The organism is Mycoplana dimorpha, from assembly GCF_003046475.1.
GTDB classification, from domain to species: domain Bacteria; phylum Pseudomonadota; class Alphaproteobacteria; order Rhizobiales; family Rhizobiaceae; genus Mycoplana; species Mycoplana dimorpha.
Genome location: NZ_PZZZ01000007.1, coordinates 283521 through 301077, shown reverse-complemented (window position 1 = coordinate 301077; position 17557 = coordinate 283521). Strand labels below are relative to the sequence as shown.

The 17557-nt window shown below is 59.7% G+C and carries 16 protein-coding genes; 3 read left to right on the top strand and 13 right to left on the bottom strand.

All coding sequences use genetic code 11. From position 1 onward, the window contains the following. Nucleotides 1-292: 292 nt before the first annotated feature. On the bottom strand, nucleotides 293-961 hold the full coding sequence (locus tag C7449_RS21610; RefSeq protein ID WP_146165100.1) for a hypothetical protein: 669 nt from the start codon (nucleotides 959-961) through the stop codon (nucleotides 293-295). A 247-nt stretch (nucleotides 962-1208) separates the two neighbouring features. On the opposite strand from C7449_RS21610, the gene C7449_RS17710 reads away from it, so the two are divergent. After that, nucleotides 1209-1820, top strand: coding sequence for a recombinase family protein (locus tag C7449_RS17710; protein ID WP_108004226.1), 612 nt, complete (start codon nucleotides 1209-1211; stop codon nucleotides 1818-1820). A gap of 1116 nt (nucleotides 1821-2936) precedes the next feature. Here the strand turns inward: C7449_RS17710 and C7449_RS17705 are convergent. Together C7449_RS17705 and C7449_RS17700 are read right to left on the bottom strand one after the other, a co-directional pair. Continuing rightward, nucleotides 2937-3644, bottom strand: coding sequence for a hypothetical protein (locus C7449_RS17705; RefSeq protein WP_108004225.1), 708 nt, complete (start codon nucleotides 3642-3644; stop codon nucleotides 2937-2939). A 63-nt stretch (nucleotides 3645-3707) separates the two neighbouring features. Further along, complete coding sequence (locus C7449_RS17700) at nucleotides 3708-4865, bottom strand: hypothetical protein (protein ID WP_146165099.1); 1158 nt, start codon at nucleotides 4863-4865, stop codon at nucleotides 3708-3710. 403 nt (nucleotides 4866-5268) lie between these two features. Here C7449_RS17700 and C7449_RS17695 point away from each other — a divergent pair, with 403 nt between their 5' ends. After that, nucleotides 5269-5601: a hypothetical protein gene (locus C7449_RS17695; RefSeq protein WP_108004223.1), complete on the top strand. Its 333-nt coding sequence runs from the start codon at nucleotides 5269-5271 to the stop codon at nucleotides 5599-5601. Nucleotides 5602-6058: 457 nt separating this feature from the next. Here C7449_RS17695 and C7449_RS17685 read toward each other — a convergent pair whose 3' ends face one another. The 10 genes from C7449_RS17685 to C7449_RS17645 all read right to left on the bottom strand — a co-directional run bounded on the left by C7449_RS17685 (nucleotide 6059) and on the right by C7449_RS17645 (nucleotide 16658). Then, nucleotides 6059-6856: a DNA adenine methylase gene (locus tag C7449_RS17685; protein WP_108004221.1), complete on the bottom strand. Its 798-nt coding sequence runs from the start codon at nucleotides 6854-6856 to the stop codon at nucleotides 6059-6061. Nucleotides 6857-7015: 159 nt separating this feature from the next. Next, nucleotides 7016-7558: a DUF4376 domain-containing protein gene (locus C7449_RS17680; RefSeq protein ID WP_108004220.1), complete on the bottom strand. Its 543-nt coding sequence runs from the start codon at nucleotides 7556-7558 to the stop codon at nucleotides 7016-7018. Continuing rightward, nucleotides 7558-8436 carry a hypothetical protein gene (locus C7449_RS17675; RefSeq protein ID WP_108004219.1) on the bottom strand — a complete coding sequence of 293 codons (879 nt, stop codon included), beginning with the start codon at nucleotides 8434-8436 and terminating at the stop codon, nucleotides 7558-7560. The genes C7449_RS17680 and C7449_RS17675 overlap by 1 nt, the downstream gene beginning before the upstream one ends. Further along, nucleotides 8433-12092 carry a host specificity factor TipJ family phage tail protein gene (locus C7449_RS17670; RefSeq protein WP_245414433.1) on the bottom strand — a complete coding sequence of 1220 codons (3660 nt, stop codon included), beginning with the start codon at nucleotides 12090-12092 and terminating at the stop codon, nucleotides 8433-8435. The genes C7449_RS17675 and C7449_RS17670 overlap by 4 nt, the downstream gene beginning before the upstream one ends. Beyond that, complete coding sequence (locus C7449_RS17665; protein WP_108004217.1) at nucleotides 12089-12475, bottom strand: C40 family peptidase; 387 nt, start codon at nucleotides 12473-12475, stop codon at nucleotides 12089-12091. The genes C7449_RS17670 and C7449_RS17665 overlap by 4 nt, the downstream gene beginning before the upstream one ends. Beyond that, nucleotides 12475-12978, bottom strand: coding sequence for a DUF1833 family protein (locus tag C7449_RS17660; RefSeq protein WP_108004216.1), 504 nt, complete (start codon nucleotides 12976-12978; stop codon nucleotides 12475-12477). The genes C7449_RS17665 and C7449_RS17660 overlap by 1 nt, the downstream gene beginning before the upstream one ends. Continuing rightward, a complete protein-coding gene (locus C7449_RS17655; protein WP_108004215.1) occupies nucleotides 12975-13328 on the bottom strand; it encodes a hypothetical protein in 354 nt (117 codons plus the stop codon). The genes C7449_RS17660 and C7449_RS17655 overlap by 4 nt, the downstream gene beginning before the upstream one ends. Next, complete coding sequence (locus tag C7449_RS22475) at nucleotides 13325-16000, bottom strand: hypothetical protein (RefSeq protein ID WP_374828300.1); 2676 nt, start codon at nucleotides 15998-16000, stop codon at nucleotides 13325-13327. Before C7449_RS22475 ends, C7449_RS17655 begins: the two co-directional genes overlap by 4 nt. Further along, nucleotides 15997-16161 carry a hypothetical protein gene (locus C7449_RS21830; protein WP_170115928.1) on the bottom strand — a complete coding sequence of 55 codons (165 nt, stop codon included), beginning with the start codon at nucleotides 16159-16161 and terminating at the stop codon, nucleotides 15997-15999. Before C7449_RS21830 ends, C7449_RS22475 begins: the two co-directional genes overlap by 4 nt. 173 nt (nucleotides 16162-16334) lie before the next feature. Next, complete coding sequence (locus tag C7449_RS17645) at nucleotides 16335-16658, bottom strand: helix-turn-helix domain-containing protein (RefSeq protein ID WP_108004214.1); 324 nt, start codon at nucleotides 16656-16658, stop codon at nucleotides 16335-16337. A 129-nt stretch (nucleotides 16659-16787) separates the two neighbouring features. On the opposite strand from C7449_RS17645, the gene C7449_RS17640 reads away from it, so the two are divergent. Next, nucleotides 16788-17306, top strand: a complete 519-nt coding sequence (locus C7449_RS17640) for a helix-turn-helix domain-containing protein (RefSeq protein ID WP_108004213.1) — start codon at nucleotides 16788-16790, stop codon at nucleotides 17304-17306. The last annotated feature ends 251 nt before the right edge of the window (nucleotides 17307-17557 follow it).

The following is a 17557-nucleotide window of genomic DNA, read 5'->3' as shown; positions in this document are numbered from 1 at the left end:
CAACGGCCATTCAAATAGCCAGATCGATGACCTGCTGCCATGGGCCTACGCCGCAAAGCCCGAACTCAAAGCCGTGGCCTGAAAACACCGCTTACGTGGAAGAGGTCAAACCGAGAGCCGCACTGAAGCCAGAATTGGATCCGTATACAGAGTCCCTTGCACACCACCAAAGCGCAGTTATTGCGCCGTGTCGGCTCAATGGATTCGAACTTCCGCAAAATCCCACGTAGAACGAACAACCAGTTGGGGCTCAGCCTGTGGCTCCGCTCTCCTCATGGTTCCCACGGCGATCTCAGGGTCCATGCGAAGATTCGTTCTGATGCTTTTGCACCAACTCCTCGGAGTCTGTAAATTTCAGTGTTTTGGTCGACCGCAGAACCTTCAGGACATCTTCGAGTGCACAGACTGAAACAATACATCCATCTGAGGAGAATCCATAAACTGCCCCAGATGGAATTTCTCCCTGTGAGGAGGCAGTCCTCATCGCATTCAAGCACCTTAGATATACAAGGAAATCAGTCGCGAGCCACCGCTTAGGATATTCGACTACAGCGAAAGTCCAGTAATCTCTATATTCAATATCGAATGAGTCTGAAACGTAATTAATCTTCCCATTATTAATTACCTCTCTATGTGCGAAATAGTGAGGAGTATCTTGTGCGCTGATGTCGTAATTAGAAATAAATTCCGTTATTATTGCTCTGTATTTATAGTATGGTCTGTATTCGTTCAGGAATTTGATGCTCTCTTGTCTTATCGCTTTTTTCGAAAATAAATCTTTAAATTCAATTATCACAAATTCATTGCCAACAATTTCGATCGCATCTCCTGTCGCTCGCTCAAGGGGGCCAGCGAATGGGACCAACTGAACTCCGTCCGAAACGCTTTTGGCCAAATAGGCGTATTCAACAGTCTTTTCCCACCATATGGCCGTATGACCGCTTTCGGTTCGAAATTTCACCACGCGCTTACAGACCTTCGACTTACTGCACCTGTTGCGGCGTTTTAGATGGCTCGTAGTTGCAAATTTCTAAAGGCCCACCAACCGGCCAGCTGCGATATCCATTGTCAAATCAGTCTGGGCATCACTGTTTTGGTTACTTTGATAACGTGACGGGAAAAGTGACACATTGCCGCCGACGAATGTCCATCTCACACTAAGTCACGTAAACGACCGTTTTTGTGACGGCTTTCTGAGGTGGAATTCAATGGGTGAACTGATCGGATATGTTCGGGTCTCTAAGGCGGATGGGTCGCAAGTACTTGACCTCCAGAAGGACGCCTTGCTCAACGCGGGCGTCAAAGCCCAGATGATCTATGAAGACTTCGCTTCCGGAAACCGGGACGACCGGTCGGGTTTAGATGCCTGCCTGAAGGCGCTGCGGGCCGGGGACGCGCTGGTCGTCTGGAAACTTGATCGCTTGGGCCGCGACCTCCGTCATCTGGTGACGACGGTCGATGATCTCTCCAAAAGAAGTGTCGGCTTTCGAGTTTTGTCGGGTCAAACGCCTATCGACACCTCAACTGCCCAAGGGAAGCTGATGTTTGGTATCTTCGCAAGCTTGGCAGAGTTCGAGCGGGAGCTGATCAGAGAGCGGACGATTGCGGGGTTGCAGTCTGCTCGTGCCAGAGGGCGCGTCGGTGGCAGGAAGCCAACTATGACACCCGCAAAGGTCCGAATGGCTCAAGCCGCAATGGGTAAACCGGAAACGGTCGTCGCCGCTCTATGCAAGGAGCTCGGTGTTTCGAGACAAACACTCTATCGCCATGTTGGCCCTGACGGCCAATTACGGTGCGATGGTCGAAAGCTGATTGGATAAAACGGTCAAAACGATCGATCACCGATCAACATCTGCGTCATCGGGCATATTCCAGAGGCGAGCGTCAAGGACGAGGTCCCCCTAAGGGCGACAGCCTCGGAAAATCCCGATTCAGAAAGCGCGAGATGGTGCAAGGCAACTCTATTGCAATCCGAAAGGCATAGTCTTCGGCCTCGGCCGAGCTGCTGCCCTACTACTTTTTAGCAACGCTTAAATACTTCAAGTTTCAATAATTTGGTATAAAATCAAAAACAATTTTTGGTGGAAGGATATTGCCATGCCAGATTGGGAGCCAGACGATGTTTTTCACAAAAAAACTAACGGCGTTTATAATGGCGTTCTGTTTGTCAAAGAAGCCCTTGAGAATGCGGGAATAGGCCCCTTCGGAAAAGAAGTTGTCACTTCACGGCACCCTAAAATGCGTGAGGTCGAGAGGTCGTTGCGTCGGCCTAATATGCCTGAAGGCATCATAAAAACTCAACTCCCACTCATAATATCAGAAGGGCGACCTTCTTTTCTATTTATCACCTTTTCGGAACCAGACATCCACGTTCCTCGACATATGCATCCCGACGACGCTATTACTCGGGTGATCATGAGCGGCTCTATCACGCTTGAAGGGGTCGAGCTAACAATGGGAGATTGGGCTTATGTTCCCAATACTGTCCCATATTCCTATACCGCGGGTCCATATGGGGCGGTGATCTTACATATATACAATTGTGGAGGTGGAGATGATGATCGCGCATTCGACCACTGGAAAGTACATGCATTTCCAGGAGGTGGTCTCACGGTCCTTAAGGGGCCGTTGAAATCGGAGGTTCCTCTCGAATGGTTCTCCGTCCCACCAGTGCGCGACTCTCCGAAAAACGAGACGCCACTGAAGGGGCCGCCGCCATCCCCGAAGCGAAGAAGTTAGCGTTGTGGCTTTGGGATAAAGACGCTGCTCGCTTTGGATGCTGATGGGCGTTGATCAGCTGCACCAGTTCTTGAAAGAGCGTCGCCATCAATGGTGCCCGGGAAAAATTCGCCAGTGTTTCTACAAGCACGTTGAGCGTCCACAAGAAGATATGGCCGATGCAAAGGGGCCATGAAATGATAGTGTATTCGATTAGCTCAATCACCTATATCAATAAGCTGCGTTATCGCCCTGCGCGTATCGTACGTGATGTTCGCCTTGAGCAGTTCGCCAGCTTTGGCCACGACGTCGCGTCGCTGTCTCGCGGCTGAATTTGAAGAAGTCTTATAGGAGCGGGTTTCAAAGCCCTCAGCTTGTGGAATCTCGAAATAGGCAAGTTGCACGTAGTCGTCGTGCAATGGCGTGATGGCAACAGCCCTTGTCTTCGCCGGTCCGCCTTCCATCGGCAATTCATGCCATTCGGGAGCCGCGTGGAGTATTGCTCCGATGTACGGGAGTTTGTTCCAGGGCCGTCGTGTCTGGATCAAGGTCGGATCAAACAGGAAGCCTCCGAATTTAACAACGAGGTGAGCATTCCAATCTTTTCTACCGGAAGGTCCAAACGGTCGGCCTACGGCGATTCCCTTCTTCGTATCCCCTGTCTGGCCGTCCACCAGCCTCACCTCAAGTCCACAAGTGTAGACTTCGGCTTTCGAGCGCCCGCTTCTGTTTAAGATATCCCGAACGGCTAGGGCTGCGTATATGCAGCGATTGTGAGGGCGGGCTTCCTCAATTGTGTAGTTGGGAAGTTTCTGGGCCGCGATCCAGAACGCGTAGCAGGCGTTCAGCCCTTCTGCGAGTTTGTCTCGTTGTTGTTCGGCAAGATCACCAAAGTTGACGTATGCTATCGCATTCACATTTTCCATTTCGTTGTCCCGGATCGTTGCTACATCGAGTGACGGTCCTACCGACGACGGGCTAACAATACGTTACGGTAGGCCATCCCGTTCAGGTGGATGGACCATGTTCTTCCAGCCCCAGTACAACGTGTTTGCCGCCGCCGATATCAACTTTTTCATCTTCTGAAAAAGTGCAATGATTCTTGACTTCAGCCCGTGGGAGAAATTCGGTTTGCCCACCGCCTTCGTCTCGCAGACATGGGGGTCGTCTCCCATGGACTCCTGAGTTGCGGCAATAGTCGCTGAAGAATACTCCACGCTTGGTTCGGTATTCTCATGGCGGCTTTCCAGAGCATCGTTCACACTTGTTTCAAAAAGAAGTGCTGCGACCTTAGAGTCGCCATATCTGACTTTGACCTTCGACAGCAGCCTGTCACCAGTCACTACCAACTGTCGCGGATCAGCTGTTTCGGACCGATTCCGCAGTTTATCTGCCTTTTCGACGGGGCGGGCGGCGCTTTGCGACGTGGGCGCTTTGGACGTCCTCCATTTGGCGAAAGAGCCGCCCGCCCTGAAGAATCGAAAACGATGCTGCGTCAGGCTCCAGGCAGCCGCCAAAGCATGATCGGGCCATGCGATCATGTGCTTGTTACGCCAGATGCCCCAGAGCATGTAAGTTGATACCGCGCCAGCGTTACGGATTGGCCGCGTGGGCAGGTCGACCTTCGAGAATTTCACCATCAGTTTTCGGCTGACGTTTTCGTGCTCATGGCGTGGTACGCGGCAAACGAAATGAGCATGTAGGTCGAATAGCCCACTGTCAGGGTCAAATCGGGGGTGGATCGCCAGTAGCAGCATCTCAAACGCATGCTGCTTTCGGAGGTCACTAAACACAAGGTTGATTTTGCGGTTGAAATCCTTCAGGGCCTCGACAACGTTGTCCGGCGCAGCCTTCGCTCCTGTGATGCCAACACCCCAGAACATGCAGTCTCGGAGACCATCTTCTTGCGCGAATGCGGTAAAGTCAGAAACGATAGGAATGTTCTTTCTCGCAGCCTGGTTTCCGAAAATACGCGATCCGCGCAGCGGTTTCCCGAGGTCAATGATCTCGCCAGGACTGCCTTGCAGGAGCACCAGATATCGTTCTCTTTGGGATGAGAAGGCATCTATTCCGATGGCTTCCAAGCGCCGTGCCAATGCTCTGGCGTAGTCATGGGTGCTTGCCGTTTCCTTCGCCAAAACACTCACGAGTAAAACCTCGTGCGACGCATCCGATAGTTTGGGGAGGTGCGCGATATGAAGCGGTGGAACGAGAACCGTGGTAACTCAGGGTGGGGGGAATGGCCAAAGCGGGCCTCCGCTACCATTTTTCGACATTCTCGAGCTAACGATTTCTCTCTTAATTCCTGTTTGTAGCTCGCCGCGAATTTCCGGAATTTTGACAGCCGAAACTGGAAAAACCGAAATTCCGGAAGTGCTGTCAAAAGCGCTTTAAAGAGCGTTCGGGCGACCGAGACAGCTTATCAGCTTTCATGCGCTACCATCCCTTTCCCTCCTTAAGCGTGGCCAGTCGACGCTGCTCCGAAATAGGCTTTGCGACTCAGGGCACGTTCTGCCCACCATGGGCGGTCAGCTGAAGAGGAGAAGAGGCATGGAACGTGCGTTTGACAGTGATCTAGATTGGCTCTTGAGCAATGCCAGAGAGCTTGCAATGGATGAGGCGTTCTTTGCGACGAACCTCAACGCGCATTTGGCCAATGCCCTCTCCCGTATAGAGCCGTCACCGGCGTGCCGCCGCCTCGCAGACCAGGTCGAAACTTTGGGCCGAGAGCTTCTTCATGCGCATGAAGGCTGGATGTTTCGAGAAGACAACATCGGTGAGGAGGTAGCGTTGCGCGCCTTCTCCGACTCTGTCGAGGCGCTGAGGGCCGAGATGCACAAGTGTAAGCCTTCAGCTATCGCCCGCGCACTGGGCATAGAATAGCAAGCTCAATTCATCTTTGCGCATCATGCCGAGACAACATATGGTCGCCCAGATTTGGGGGGGGGCTTGAATGGACAATTGGTTGAAAGTCTTGGTCGCTACGGCATGCACCGTGGTCATTGTTGGCGGCGCTTACTACGGGTGGGGTCAGTACACGCTGCACCGGGAATCCACAGCGAGGAGCGAGCGCGTAGAAGGGGCGCGGAAGGAACTATTCGACCTTGCCAAGGCTCAGAGCTGGGAGACCGAAAAGGTCCGAGACTTTTGTAAGCGCTATCGCGGCTACCTAGACACTAGTTTGAAGGGCAACGACTATGCCGCGGCATTGGTCCGGAACTGCCGGGCGCTGGGGTACTTGTTCTAACAGGCGTGTGACCGCCGGTTGGGGATTGAGTAAGGGCGCCGATGAGGCGCCCTTACTGTTTGGGGTCCTTTCAGCGGCGTGCCCCGACGGATGTCACGGCGAGATCAGCACCTCTCTGACTGCCTTGTTCTGACCCCGGCCGCTGATCGAATAGGTGCAATCCACCTCCTCAATGCGGAAATCTTTGAAGGTCTCGAAGACGCCTGGAACCGCGTTTAAAGACACGATGAAGGTGCCTCGAAGCTGCTTCAGCGTCGCCGCCATCCGTTCGAATTCGTCGCGGTCGAACACGTCCTTTCCATAGTCGTCCTCGTTCCCCCAGTAAGGTGGATCGAGATAGAAGAGCATGCCTGGCCGGTCGTATCGCTCGATGAAGGCTCGCCAGGGCAGGCACTCGATCACGACGCCGGCAAGCCGCTCGTGTATGTCTTCCAGGAGCGGGACCAGCTTTAAGAGATTGAACCGAGCACCGCCCTCCTTGACCACGCCAAATGTGCGGCCGGACACCTTCCCGCCAAAGGCCAGGCGCTGGAGGTATAGGAAGCGTGCTGCGCGCTCCAGGTCGGTGAGGGTGGTGGGGTCGGTCTTGACCAGCCGCTCGTATTCTCGCCGACTGGTAATCTGGAAGCGCAGCGTCTCCATGAACTGCGGATAGTGCCGCTGGAGGATGCGGAAGAGGTTCGCCACGTCGCCGCTGATGTCGTTGATCGCCTCCATGCGCGGCTGCATGGTGCGGCGGAGGAAGACGCCGCCCATGCCGACAAAAGGTTCGGCATAGCCATCGTGCGGGGTTTCATTGATCCTGCGGATGATGGCCTTTGACAGGATGCGCTTGCCGCCGATGTAGGGGGCCGCAGGATTAACCGGCGAGACCGGTTGTAGATTCACCATTTCTAAGAACTCACGACGTAATCGCTTATCCGCCCTGCAGGGTACGGGTGCGACGGTTGTGATTGGCTGCTGTCGGACGGGGTTCTTCTTGCCGGTTGATCCCCGTCGCTTGAGGCGTTAGCGCGCCTCGGCCGCCCGGTCTGTTTGGGGCGGCCTAGTTCAGGCGGCGCTCCATGGCGCCGTCACGTCCGCAAAGGCCGCATCGATCTCGGCCGTTGTCGTGAGAGACCCCGCCTCGATGGCGAGGAGCACAGCAGCTCGGCGATCGAAGGTGAGTTGCACCCATACGCCGATCGCCTCACCGAATGTGATGGCCTGTGCGGCGGTCAGGGTCACGATGCCGGCTGCACTGTCGAAGTTGAAGGTGCGCTCGGCGTCTCGTTCGGCCAGCCCCACCATGCCGTTAATGAGTGCCAGGCTGCCGTCGTCGAGCCGCACTGGCACGCTGTTGATAGTGGTGCCGTCCACGCGCGTCCGCCACGACAGGTCGCGGGCGTAGGCGGCGAGATCGACAGGCTCCGGCTCCGGCTCCGGTTCGGGTTCCGGCTTGGGCGGATCGATGACAGCAAAGCCGCCGTTGATGGTGACGAGTTTGCCGGCCAGCATCCCCTCGATGCCGTCCTGATATTGCTGTTCCGTGATCTCGATCGCGTTGGGGCGGGCATCGCGGGACACCCCGCCTTCGAATGCGTATGCTGTCATCACAGGATCCTCATGTAGTAGGTGACGCCCAGGTTCTTGGAACGAGTTTCCGCGCCGGTTCGCGCGTTCGGCGAGTTGGCCGAGTTAAAGTTAAGGGTGAAGTTGATACGGTTCGTGCCGGTGGCCAGCGTGTTACTGTTTGCAATGTTTGTGGCGTCGAGTGCACCAGCATTGTTAGCCGGACCGCCTTCATAACCTGACGCGATGCGCTGCAACGTGCCGGTGATCACCTGCATCTGGTCGTTTTCGACCTGCCCGGCGCTGCCTGCTCTGAGGAACCGGCGCGAGGTGTTGACGAGGTCGATCGTCCGGCCGTTGATCGGACTCCCTGCCAGGTTGATGACGGCGGTGGCCTCTACCAGCGGAGCAGTCCCGGACACGGTCTCCGCTGTAAGCAGGCCCTCGTTATAGCCACCGGCGCCCGTCAGCCCGGCTGACAGCCGGACGTACCTGTAGGCCTTGTCCTTTGGCGGAGCCGCAACCCCGGCCAAATTATCGAGCAGCGGGATGGGGACCCCGATGGGCTGCGTGGCCCATCCATCGGCAAGGCCGATATTGGCTCGCGCCAGCGCCTTCTCCGGCTCGGTGAGTTCCTGTGCCGAACCGTAGGCGACAAGACCAGGCCCATAGGTGATGACGCCGGTCGCGATATCGATCGACAGCAGCAGATGGTCGGTCGTGCCATCAAAGGAATAGTACCGGTGCCGGCCGGCGGTTGCCGTGTCCAGCCAGATCGTCCCAGCCACGGCGTAGTCGGGCCGGGACGGGCCCGAATGCGCAGTTAAGAACGCATCCAGATTCTCTTGTATCCGCGCCGCCATCATGGCCGGCGTAGCCGGACCAGACAGCGGAACGCCAAAGTTCGTTGCTTGGCTCATTGCAGAACCCCATATCCTTTCGCGACATAATCGAGGGAGCGGGAGACAGGCGTCCCCGCGGCATTCTTGAAGGCGATCGTGAAGCCCGCTTCGGTCTTGCCGGTGATCTCGTAGGTATCGCCGGTCGCCAGCCCCTGCGCGGCGAACGAGACGCCCTGCAGCCGCTTAAAGGCGGGCGAGAAGGGGATCGACAGGCCTTCGCTCGGAACGACAATGTCATCGCCGGCAATGACGCGGTCGGGCATGTCCACGGTCACGGTCAGTCCTGCGACGACCGGCGTCACGTCTGACTGGGAGCTTTCGAGCCGGGCCCGGAAGCGATAGGCGCGCGCCGCTACGTCACCGGTCACCAGCGGTACCCAGTCCGACCAATGCGGCGCACCGCCTGGATCGTCGTCGGACGTCGAGACCTCGACCGCCACGTCCCAGAGGCCGCCGATCGCCCCGAAGAAGTCTTCGCGCTCGAAGAAGTCCGACACGTCGAACACATCGCCGCTCGACCACTCTCCATGGGCGGAGATCTGCGCCGACACCCGCGACGTGTATATGGCTTCGAGATCGATGACCTCGCTGAAGTCATAGTAGCCCAGCGGGCGGTATCCGTCCGTCGACAGGAAGAAGTCGCCCGGCACAAAGAAGTCGGACAGGGAAAAGACGTCCGTCGCGCCGTCGAGCCGCAGAGCGGTCCCGTCGAAATAGGTGCCGTCCTTCAAGCCGTGGAACGGCGCCGCCTGCTCCGCCAGCTCGACCGCGTTGAAGCTGGTCAGCGGGTCGATCGTGCTGATGACGATCGCGGCATTCTCCGACTGGAGGCCCGCCCAGGTCACCGCCTTGATCAAATAGGTGCCTTGCATCGCCGGAACCTGCACCTGCGTGCCGGTGACCGCAGGACGCAGGATCGATGCCGTCTGCCAGGTGACGAACGCGGACGGGACCGGCGAATACCGGAGCTGAAGGTGCGAGATCGCCTCGGCATCATCCGGCGCGTCCCACTGCAAGGTGGCGAGGTCGCCGGCGACAGCGATGGCAAAGCCCGACACGTCAGACGGAACGGCCGCGAAGATCGCCGCCTTGAACGTGCCTCGCAGCCAGCCGGACATCTCCCCGTTGTCGAACACGGCGCGGATGCGGACGTCATAGGAGCCCACTTCGAGTCCGGTCAGATCGATTCTCGATTGCGTGACCGCCTGGACGGGCAACCAGTCCTCGCTTCCTTTCTCTGCCGTTTCGACCAGATAGCTTGCCACCCGGCCGACGTCCGGCGGCAGCCAGGACAGCGTGAAGGCCGACGTCGGCGGTGTCGTCGTCCAAACCCGTTCATCACCGATCGAAAGGGAAGTCGGCGCGTGGGCACGATAGTCGATCGGCGCGGGGATGCCGGTCTGGAACGGCGGGATTGCGCCCTTGTCGGCCGCCATGATGGCAGGGGCGTCGTCGACCAGCTCGAGCTGTGCCGTGAGGTCGGCCTGCGGCATGATGCTCTTGACCCTCAGGACGACGCTTTCGAGGCCGTCCTCGCCGAACATGACGAGGTCGCCGATTGCCGGCAGGCCGCCCGAACCTTCCCAGGTGAAGGTGTCGAACTCGCCGTCCGCCCCGGTGATCTTACGCACCAGCGTCGAGCCATCGGCAAGCCGGAAGCGCATCGAGTAGGTCTTGCCGGCCTCCATCGCAAAGGTGTCGTCGATCGTCACCGTGTCTGGCGCGGAAGACACCGCTTTGACGCGGCCGGCGCCCGCGCCCCAGAGAACGACGTCATGATTGACACGCACCCGGTCGCCGCGCGTGCAGACCAGGTGCTCGAAGTCGGTCGAAAGTGTGTAGGTCTCGCGCTGCAGCCGGAGTTGGGCGATATGATAGCGGCCGTGTTTCCAGACCAGATCCTTGTCGGTGATACCCGGGAAGTCGATGCCCTCGAACTTAGTCGCGTTGGCGGCGGTGAAGCCGTCGTCGTAGACCACCCGCTCGTCGTTCAGGTAGCCATTGTCGCGGTTGACGAACGCCACGCGGAAGCCGTGCGGAAGGTCGGCGTAGCTGCGATCCGACTTGAAGCCCCAGGAGTTGCGCGGCGTGAAGTGCTGGACGATCGGCGAATCCTCGACGTCCCAGACCACGCCCCAGCGGCCGTCGCGCAGCGAGACCGCACCGCGGCCGGCAGCTGCGATCGTCGTCAGCATCTCGTAGACCGAGCGCTGCTCTGTGGCGACATACTCGAACGTGAAGCCGTTGGCGGCACAGTAGGCGTGCCAGTCCTGCAGGCTCTGCAGGTCGATCAGGCTATCAGACACGGGCCGCGCATTGGCGCTCCCCTGCAGGACATGGCGGAAGTGATCGGCTGGATTGCGCGACTTCTGCCCGTCGACCCAGTTCGAGCCGTCCCATGCGCGGATGAGGGGCTCGACGATGCAGTTAAGCCGGTCGACGGTCCCCGACAGCTCGCCGGTCGCCCGGATCCGCAGCGCGATCAGGGTCAGCGGTTGGTCAAACTTGACCACCGCCGCATTGCGGCGGCCGCGCAGCGCGGTCCAGTAGCAGGTCTCGGTGACGTAGTGACTCGAGCCGGTGTAATCAGACGTCGCCTTGCGCAGCCGGATGTCATACTGACCGCTGGGCACATCCTTGCCGATGGTGCGGCGCATCGCCTGCCTGGTCTTGGCGAACACGCGGTCCGTGCCCAAGGGCGACCAGGCGCCGGAGGAGCCTTTCAGGCGGTATTCCGCCTCGATAACGACCTCGTATTTCTCGTCCTTGCCGTCCTTCTTCTTGGTCTTGATGACGCCGGAGGGATAGCTGACGTCGACCGAGATGTAGGAGACGTCGGCAGCCGTGGTGCGCGTCACCCAGCCGCTCTTCTTGTCGAGCAGGATCTGCACCGCCTCCTCAAACACCGGCTTGGTGTAGAGCGTCGGCGATTCGGTAAGGTGGTTCTCGATGACCTCAATGTCGACGTCGTCAAACCGCGAGATCGGCGTCTCGCCGATGCGGATGTCGGATACATCCATCGGGCCATAGCCGAGGCAGAACAGCTGGCGCAGATACTGGTTGTTGCCGCGCAGCTCGGTGTAGGCACCGGAGGCATAGGGCGGCGAAATGCGGTGGCGGGCGAAGACCACCGGGATTGCGCCATACTGGGCAGCGGAGTTCTGCCCGCCACCGATCGAATAGAGCGTCTTGGTCTTTTCGACCTTGTTCTCCTGCGGTCCGACCGGGAACAGGGCATTGATGACCATCGAGCCGGCCAGGCTGATGCCGGCGCCGATCAGACTGACTGCCAGGGATGAACCGGCCAGACCGATGGCACCTGCAATCAGCGGAGCGAAGAACAGAGCCCCGATGGCGACCACAAGCCCGAGGATGGCGCGAAAGGCGTCCTTGCCGGGCACCGCGACGATGTTGACCGTCGCTCCTGGCTTGACGCGCACCCGCGCCCACAGGTCGGCCGGCACGGCATGGCCGCCGATCGACACATACAGCCGGCGCCGGTTCGAGAACGGAAACACCGCGTGGGACGCTTCGATGATCTCGGCAAGCGACAGCCCGGCTGGGAGCCGCAATTGGTGACGCTCCTGCCGCAGCGGCGACGGGCGCACGAACACATCGACGCTGTCCGCAGGGCTGAGGATGTCACCGTGTTGGATGCGTTCGATCAGCATCATGCCAGCCTGTAAAAACCAACGATGCGGTTACGGAGGTGCAAAGCGTCGAGCCGCTCGATGCGGGACGGGCCCGGCCCATCAGAATGCAGCAGGCGTCCACCAATGAGGCGGATGCCGACATGATTGTGGTGGCGACCGTTGCGCATCAGCACGACGTCGCCCTGTTGCGGTTCGGTTGCCTCGATCCAGTGCGCCTCGCGCTCCGCATCGACGAGCGGGCCGATGCCGCGCGGGCGGAACTCGCGTTCCTGCATCTCGGCCAGGTAGGACGGCACCGGACGGCCGAGGACGTCGCGATAGTAGAGATAGATAAGTCCCCAGCAGTCCGCACCAGCGTAGTCGCGGCCATGCTCGACGTAGGGGATGCCGACGAAGCGATCCATCAGAACAACCCCGAGAATGTGCCAGGCGTGAACTGGCCGGCCGGATACGGTTCGTTGATAAGAGCGTCTGCAACCAGGTCGGCTGTCACCTGCTGCTCGCCGATCGTCACATTGGCGAGCTGCAGCGCCGGCAATTCCATCTCCACCGTGTCCGGACTGGAGACCAGCACGATCTCGAGCTTGATGCTGGCCGGTGTCGCGAACGACCGCAGCAGCATCACGAGCTGCCGATCTGTGTTGTCGATGGTCAGCTGAACTCGCGGCGGGCTGTCGCTCTTGTCGTCAGGGAGCGTGAACTCGAACGGCAGGAACAGATAGTTCTCGCCCCGGCTGCGCGTCGCGTAGATCAGCGGCGAATCCGAAAGCCGCATTGTGGGATCCGACGATAGAAAGATCGGCTGTGCAAGCTCGGGATGGCTCACCGTCAACAGGCAGATGACGACCTCATCGCTCTCCTGGGCATGGATCGCATTGAGAAATGCTGGGGAGACGCTGCGGCTCACGGCAGCACCTCCAGGTCAATGTCGACGCGCCATCCGATGCCCCTTGGCGACAGGCGGTAGGGGCTGGTCATCCGCACCAGCAGCGCAGTCCCGCCAAACGGGTCCGGGAAAGTGAAGGCCAGCGAGCGATCCGCAATCGTCGTCCGCACGAATGTCCGGAACTCGGCCACCTGCGCCCCTGACATGTGCATGGCGCCGCTGATGGACCGCACGTTCGCGGACGTCCTGCGGCGCATCTTTACCGGGCCGATCGACATTTCCGAAATGATCAGGTTGTCCGCCTCTTCCTCTGCAAAACCGTTGCGGAGGAAAGCCTGTGGCAAAGAGGCTGGCCAAATGGGCGCGCTCATCGACGTGCGAGGCCTCCCTTGAGCCCAAACTGGCCCTGCATTGCACCGCGCGAGGCGGAGCCGGGCGTGTTGATCTTCTGCGCCACCGCCTCGTCGATCATGACGTCGATCGCCTTGCCGTTGGCGGTTTGGCGCTCCCGTTGTGTCACGCGCGCGCCGGCGTTGTTGATGATGTTGATCTCGACCTTCTGGCCGCTGCCCCAGTTGTCGTTCACGGCAACACCAAGCCGGCCGCGGGCGTCGCGCGACAGCGGCATGATGGCTTCTGGACCAGCTTCGCCCATCAGGCCGGTGCCCTTTGCAAAGGCGAACAGCGTCGGGCGATCGACGATCGTATTGGAATAGCCGCTGATGCCGTTCATGAAGGTGCCGCCGTTGGCGAAGAGCCCGGGAAGCAGATTCCCGGAGACGGCCGCTGCCCACTGTGTTCCGGGGCCATTCGTCAGGTTGCCCCAGAGATTCCCGAGCCAGGTCCCCAGACCGCCGCCGGTGACGCCACCGCCTGGAGCCGGTGGGAACAGGTTGGCGAGATTGCTGCCGAACTGGCCAAGCCCGTTGCCGAGCTGGCCAAGCCCTTGCGTGGCGGTATTGACCCCAGAGCCGAGGTCCCCAAACGAGCCCGTTGCCGACGTCGCAGAGGTCGTCATGCGATCCACGGCGCTATTGAACTTGTCGGCATACTTCGAAACGGACGTGCCAAGCACATCCATTGCGGAGCCGTTGCCATTGACGGCACCTGGACCGCCAAACCACGCCTTTGCGGCGCCAGTCGGCCCATAGCGGCTCACATAGGAACCGAAGCGATGGTCAAACACGGCGTCCTGCGCCGACGAATTGGCCAGAAACTCGGACGCGCTCAGTCGCCGGCCAAGCGCTGCTTCCGACCATGGGCCGATATTGTTGCCCATGACCTGGTAGCGGCCATAAGCCCTATCGCCTGTGCGCGTGACCGGGCCAAGCGCGGAATAGTTGCCGCCGCTTTCGATGGCAGATATGGCTTTGCGGAACAGGCCCATGTCGCCAGTGGGGCTATTGTCGTTCGCCGCGGCGCCCCGCGCGAGAAACTCCCCAAGTGTCGTATTTGGCGTGAACGAGGGTGCCAATCCGACGAGTCCCCCCGAACTGCCATTGCCAAAGATTGCATTGGTGAGTGCGTTGGTGAGGTTCTCGAAAATTCGGTCGGTCAGCCGGTTGACCTGGTTCATCAGCGCAGTCGCGAGCGCGTCACCAAGGGCCTTGCCGACATTGCCGCCGTTTTCGACCAGCGCCGACCGGAAGTCGACGAAGAAGCTGCCGATTGCCTCCCTTGTCTCCGCGATGCGCATGTTCTCGCGGATCACCTGTGCTTCTCGCGACTGCAGGTCGATCGGCAGGCCCGCCCCCCGAAGCCTTGTTGCGATCGCCTGGTCGACAGATGAGCGGAAGAGTTGATCCCGCTCGAACATCAGGTCCTGCTGAAGCTTCACTTTCGCCGCGGCTTCGGCAGCGGCGCGGTAGTCGTCCGCGAGGCCCTTGATCTGCTCGCGCTGCTGCGCGGTGACCTCGCGGCCCTTGTCCTGGGCCTTTTGCAGGAGATCGAGTTCGAAGCGCAGTGTCTCGGCGGCAATGCTGGTCTGGCCCGAGATCTGGGCCTCGAGCCGCATCTGGGCAACGCGATCGTTGGCGCTCTTGATCAGATCGCGATAGGCGTCCGCAGCCTTGTCGGTCTCCTTCTCAAGCTCGAACAGGTTTGGCTTTTGCCCCGGGATAGGCACGGCCACGAGGTGACCATCAGAGTTGGTGATCGTCGGGTTCGTGTCATCGATCCGCTTTCGCGCTTCTCGATAGGCACGGTCGGCGTCGTCCACCTCTTCCCGGTTGGTCGCATTGCGCCGCGCTTCCCGCCACAGTCGTTCCGCCTGCTGCAGTTCCGTCAGTGGCGCCACACCAACCTCGCTGAGGCCACGAAGGGCGGCAGACAGCCTATTGATGGCTTCCGTCTGCCGATTGGCGCTTCCTTCCATCAGGTCGAGGGCGTTGACCATCGACGGAATGCTTTTCGCGAGCTCCAGCGTCTCCTCGTCGAACTGGCGAAACTCCTGCGCCATCTTTCGGATGGATTCCGGAACGGATGCGTCGCCCGCAATGCGGGAAAGTGCTTCACGGAAGCGAAGGATGTCCGGTTCGCCGCGCTGGATCGACAGATTGAGGTCCGCAAACGCCTGACGAAGGTTGCCGACGATTGTCGGGTCCATATCCTTCAGAGTAGGGGCGTGGGCAGTCAGGAGGGCCGGACCGTAGGAGGCGGTCACCTTGGCCTGCGCGGCGACGAGTTCCCGGGCCGCCTTCAGCCGCTCCTCGGTATCGGCGCGAACGACCTGGACACTATCGCGCAGGTAGACGCGCTCGAAAACCGCGCATTCCAACCGCTCGTCGATCTTGATGATGGCGAAGGAAATCGACGTGCGCTGACGTGCCTGCATGGCGACGATCCGCCGCCGCGGCACACCGAACTCAACATTTAGGATGTGGATCGCCATCTGGCGGGCGAGCGCCGCGTCGAACAGGCTGTGCGGCGGCTCGATGATGTCGCGGAGCGGCAGGTGCGAGAAATGGCCGTGGACCGCCTTATAGCAGCAGACCAGCATCATCTCGACGCGTTGCGCCTCGGAGTAAGGGTTCAGCCCGCTCATTGCGCCGCTCCGGCGATCTGGATGGCTAGGCTGATCAGTGCGGCAACGAGGCCCGCCAGCGCTACGCAGAACAAAAGCGCTGTCTGGGCCGCATTGCAGACCGGCGAGCGGGCCGGGATGAAGGGATTGCGCGTGTCAAATTCGCGCTGTCGTTTCGTCATTGTGCGAACCGCTCCGATCGGGAATTGTCTGGTCGTGGCGCGGAGGAAGCTGCGAGCGGAACAGCCGGGGGCGGATGCCAGCGAGACGCTGGGTGCGCACCGTCCCTGCCGAACGACTTCGGTCGTCACCGGATGGTAAAGGCTAGAACGCCGGTCTCCTCCCGCCACACGCATCAGGCAGCCGCTCCCGTCTGGTTGCGGCGAAAATGCCGATAGTTTGCCGCCGGCTGCGGGGTCTTACGTCGACCGTCGCCGTGGTAGCGGGTCCGCCAGAGGAGGTGCGGACGGGTGCGAAGAGCTGCTGCAATTGCGCGCTCGCCGGCGAGGTGCGGCTCGTGCACGGCGTTGCCCGCCGTGCCGGCCGGCAGACCGTAAAGCTTGTCGATCTCGGCGAGCGTGAGTTTTGCGACGATCAGCTTGCTCTTGATGCGGGCAACCTCTTCGAGGCGCCTGCGTTCGGCGTAGTCGACCTTGCCGGTGACGGCATCACTATGCATAAGGGTATCCTTGATCCATGAGGGGAGGCCCTGGCCGGCCTCCTTTTTTGGGGTATTGAAGTCTGCGAACACAGAAAGGATAGGCACATTTGTGCTTATGCGCAAGCATAAAAGTGCCTTTTATTCGAAATGGTTGATGAGACCACGCCGACGACCATTGGCGCGCGGGCTAAGGCGGTGCGCCTGGAGCTACATCTGCAGCAGCAAGGGATTGCCGACGAACTTGGCATCTCCCTGCGCGCGTGGGCAAAGATGGAACGTGATGAGGGGACGCCTAGCGGCGAGACGCTGCTTCAGTTTGAAAAGGTGGGGATTAACCCTGGCTGGGTTCTCACGGGCGTGGGGCCGAAGCGAATCCATCAAGATGAAAGCTATCTGTACGAGAAGAACGCGATCATCGACGGCGACTTGCTCGTCGACATCAAGCGAGTGGTTGCGAAGGTACACCAGGAGGTCGGCATTACGCTCCGGGCCGAAGATCTCGATCGCAAAGCGATCTCGCACTACAACGAGTATATGCTCGCCGACACTGACTTAAGCGACGCTGAAGAAATGCAGCTCTGGCTCGGATTGCTGGAAAAGAGGATCCGGCGCGAGGCGACTGCGGCACGAAACGAGCCTGGCACTGGCAAACGCGAGGCTTCATGATCGTCAAGCTGTAGCTTGGATCAGGCAAGCAGACGGGCGCCGTTGATCGTGCCCGGCTGCTGACCAGGTGGCGATCGGTGCTGGCGATGTTGGGCTGTGCTTGCGCAAACTGCGCGAGGTGAAAGTCCGGCGCTAGTCGCCGCCTAGTACTCGAAGATACGCATAAAAACCCCAGAATGCATGCACTTGCAGAAAGATGGTGTTGCCCGCATCGGCTGCGAACAAGGGCACATTGACCCGCTGATGCGTTG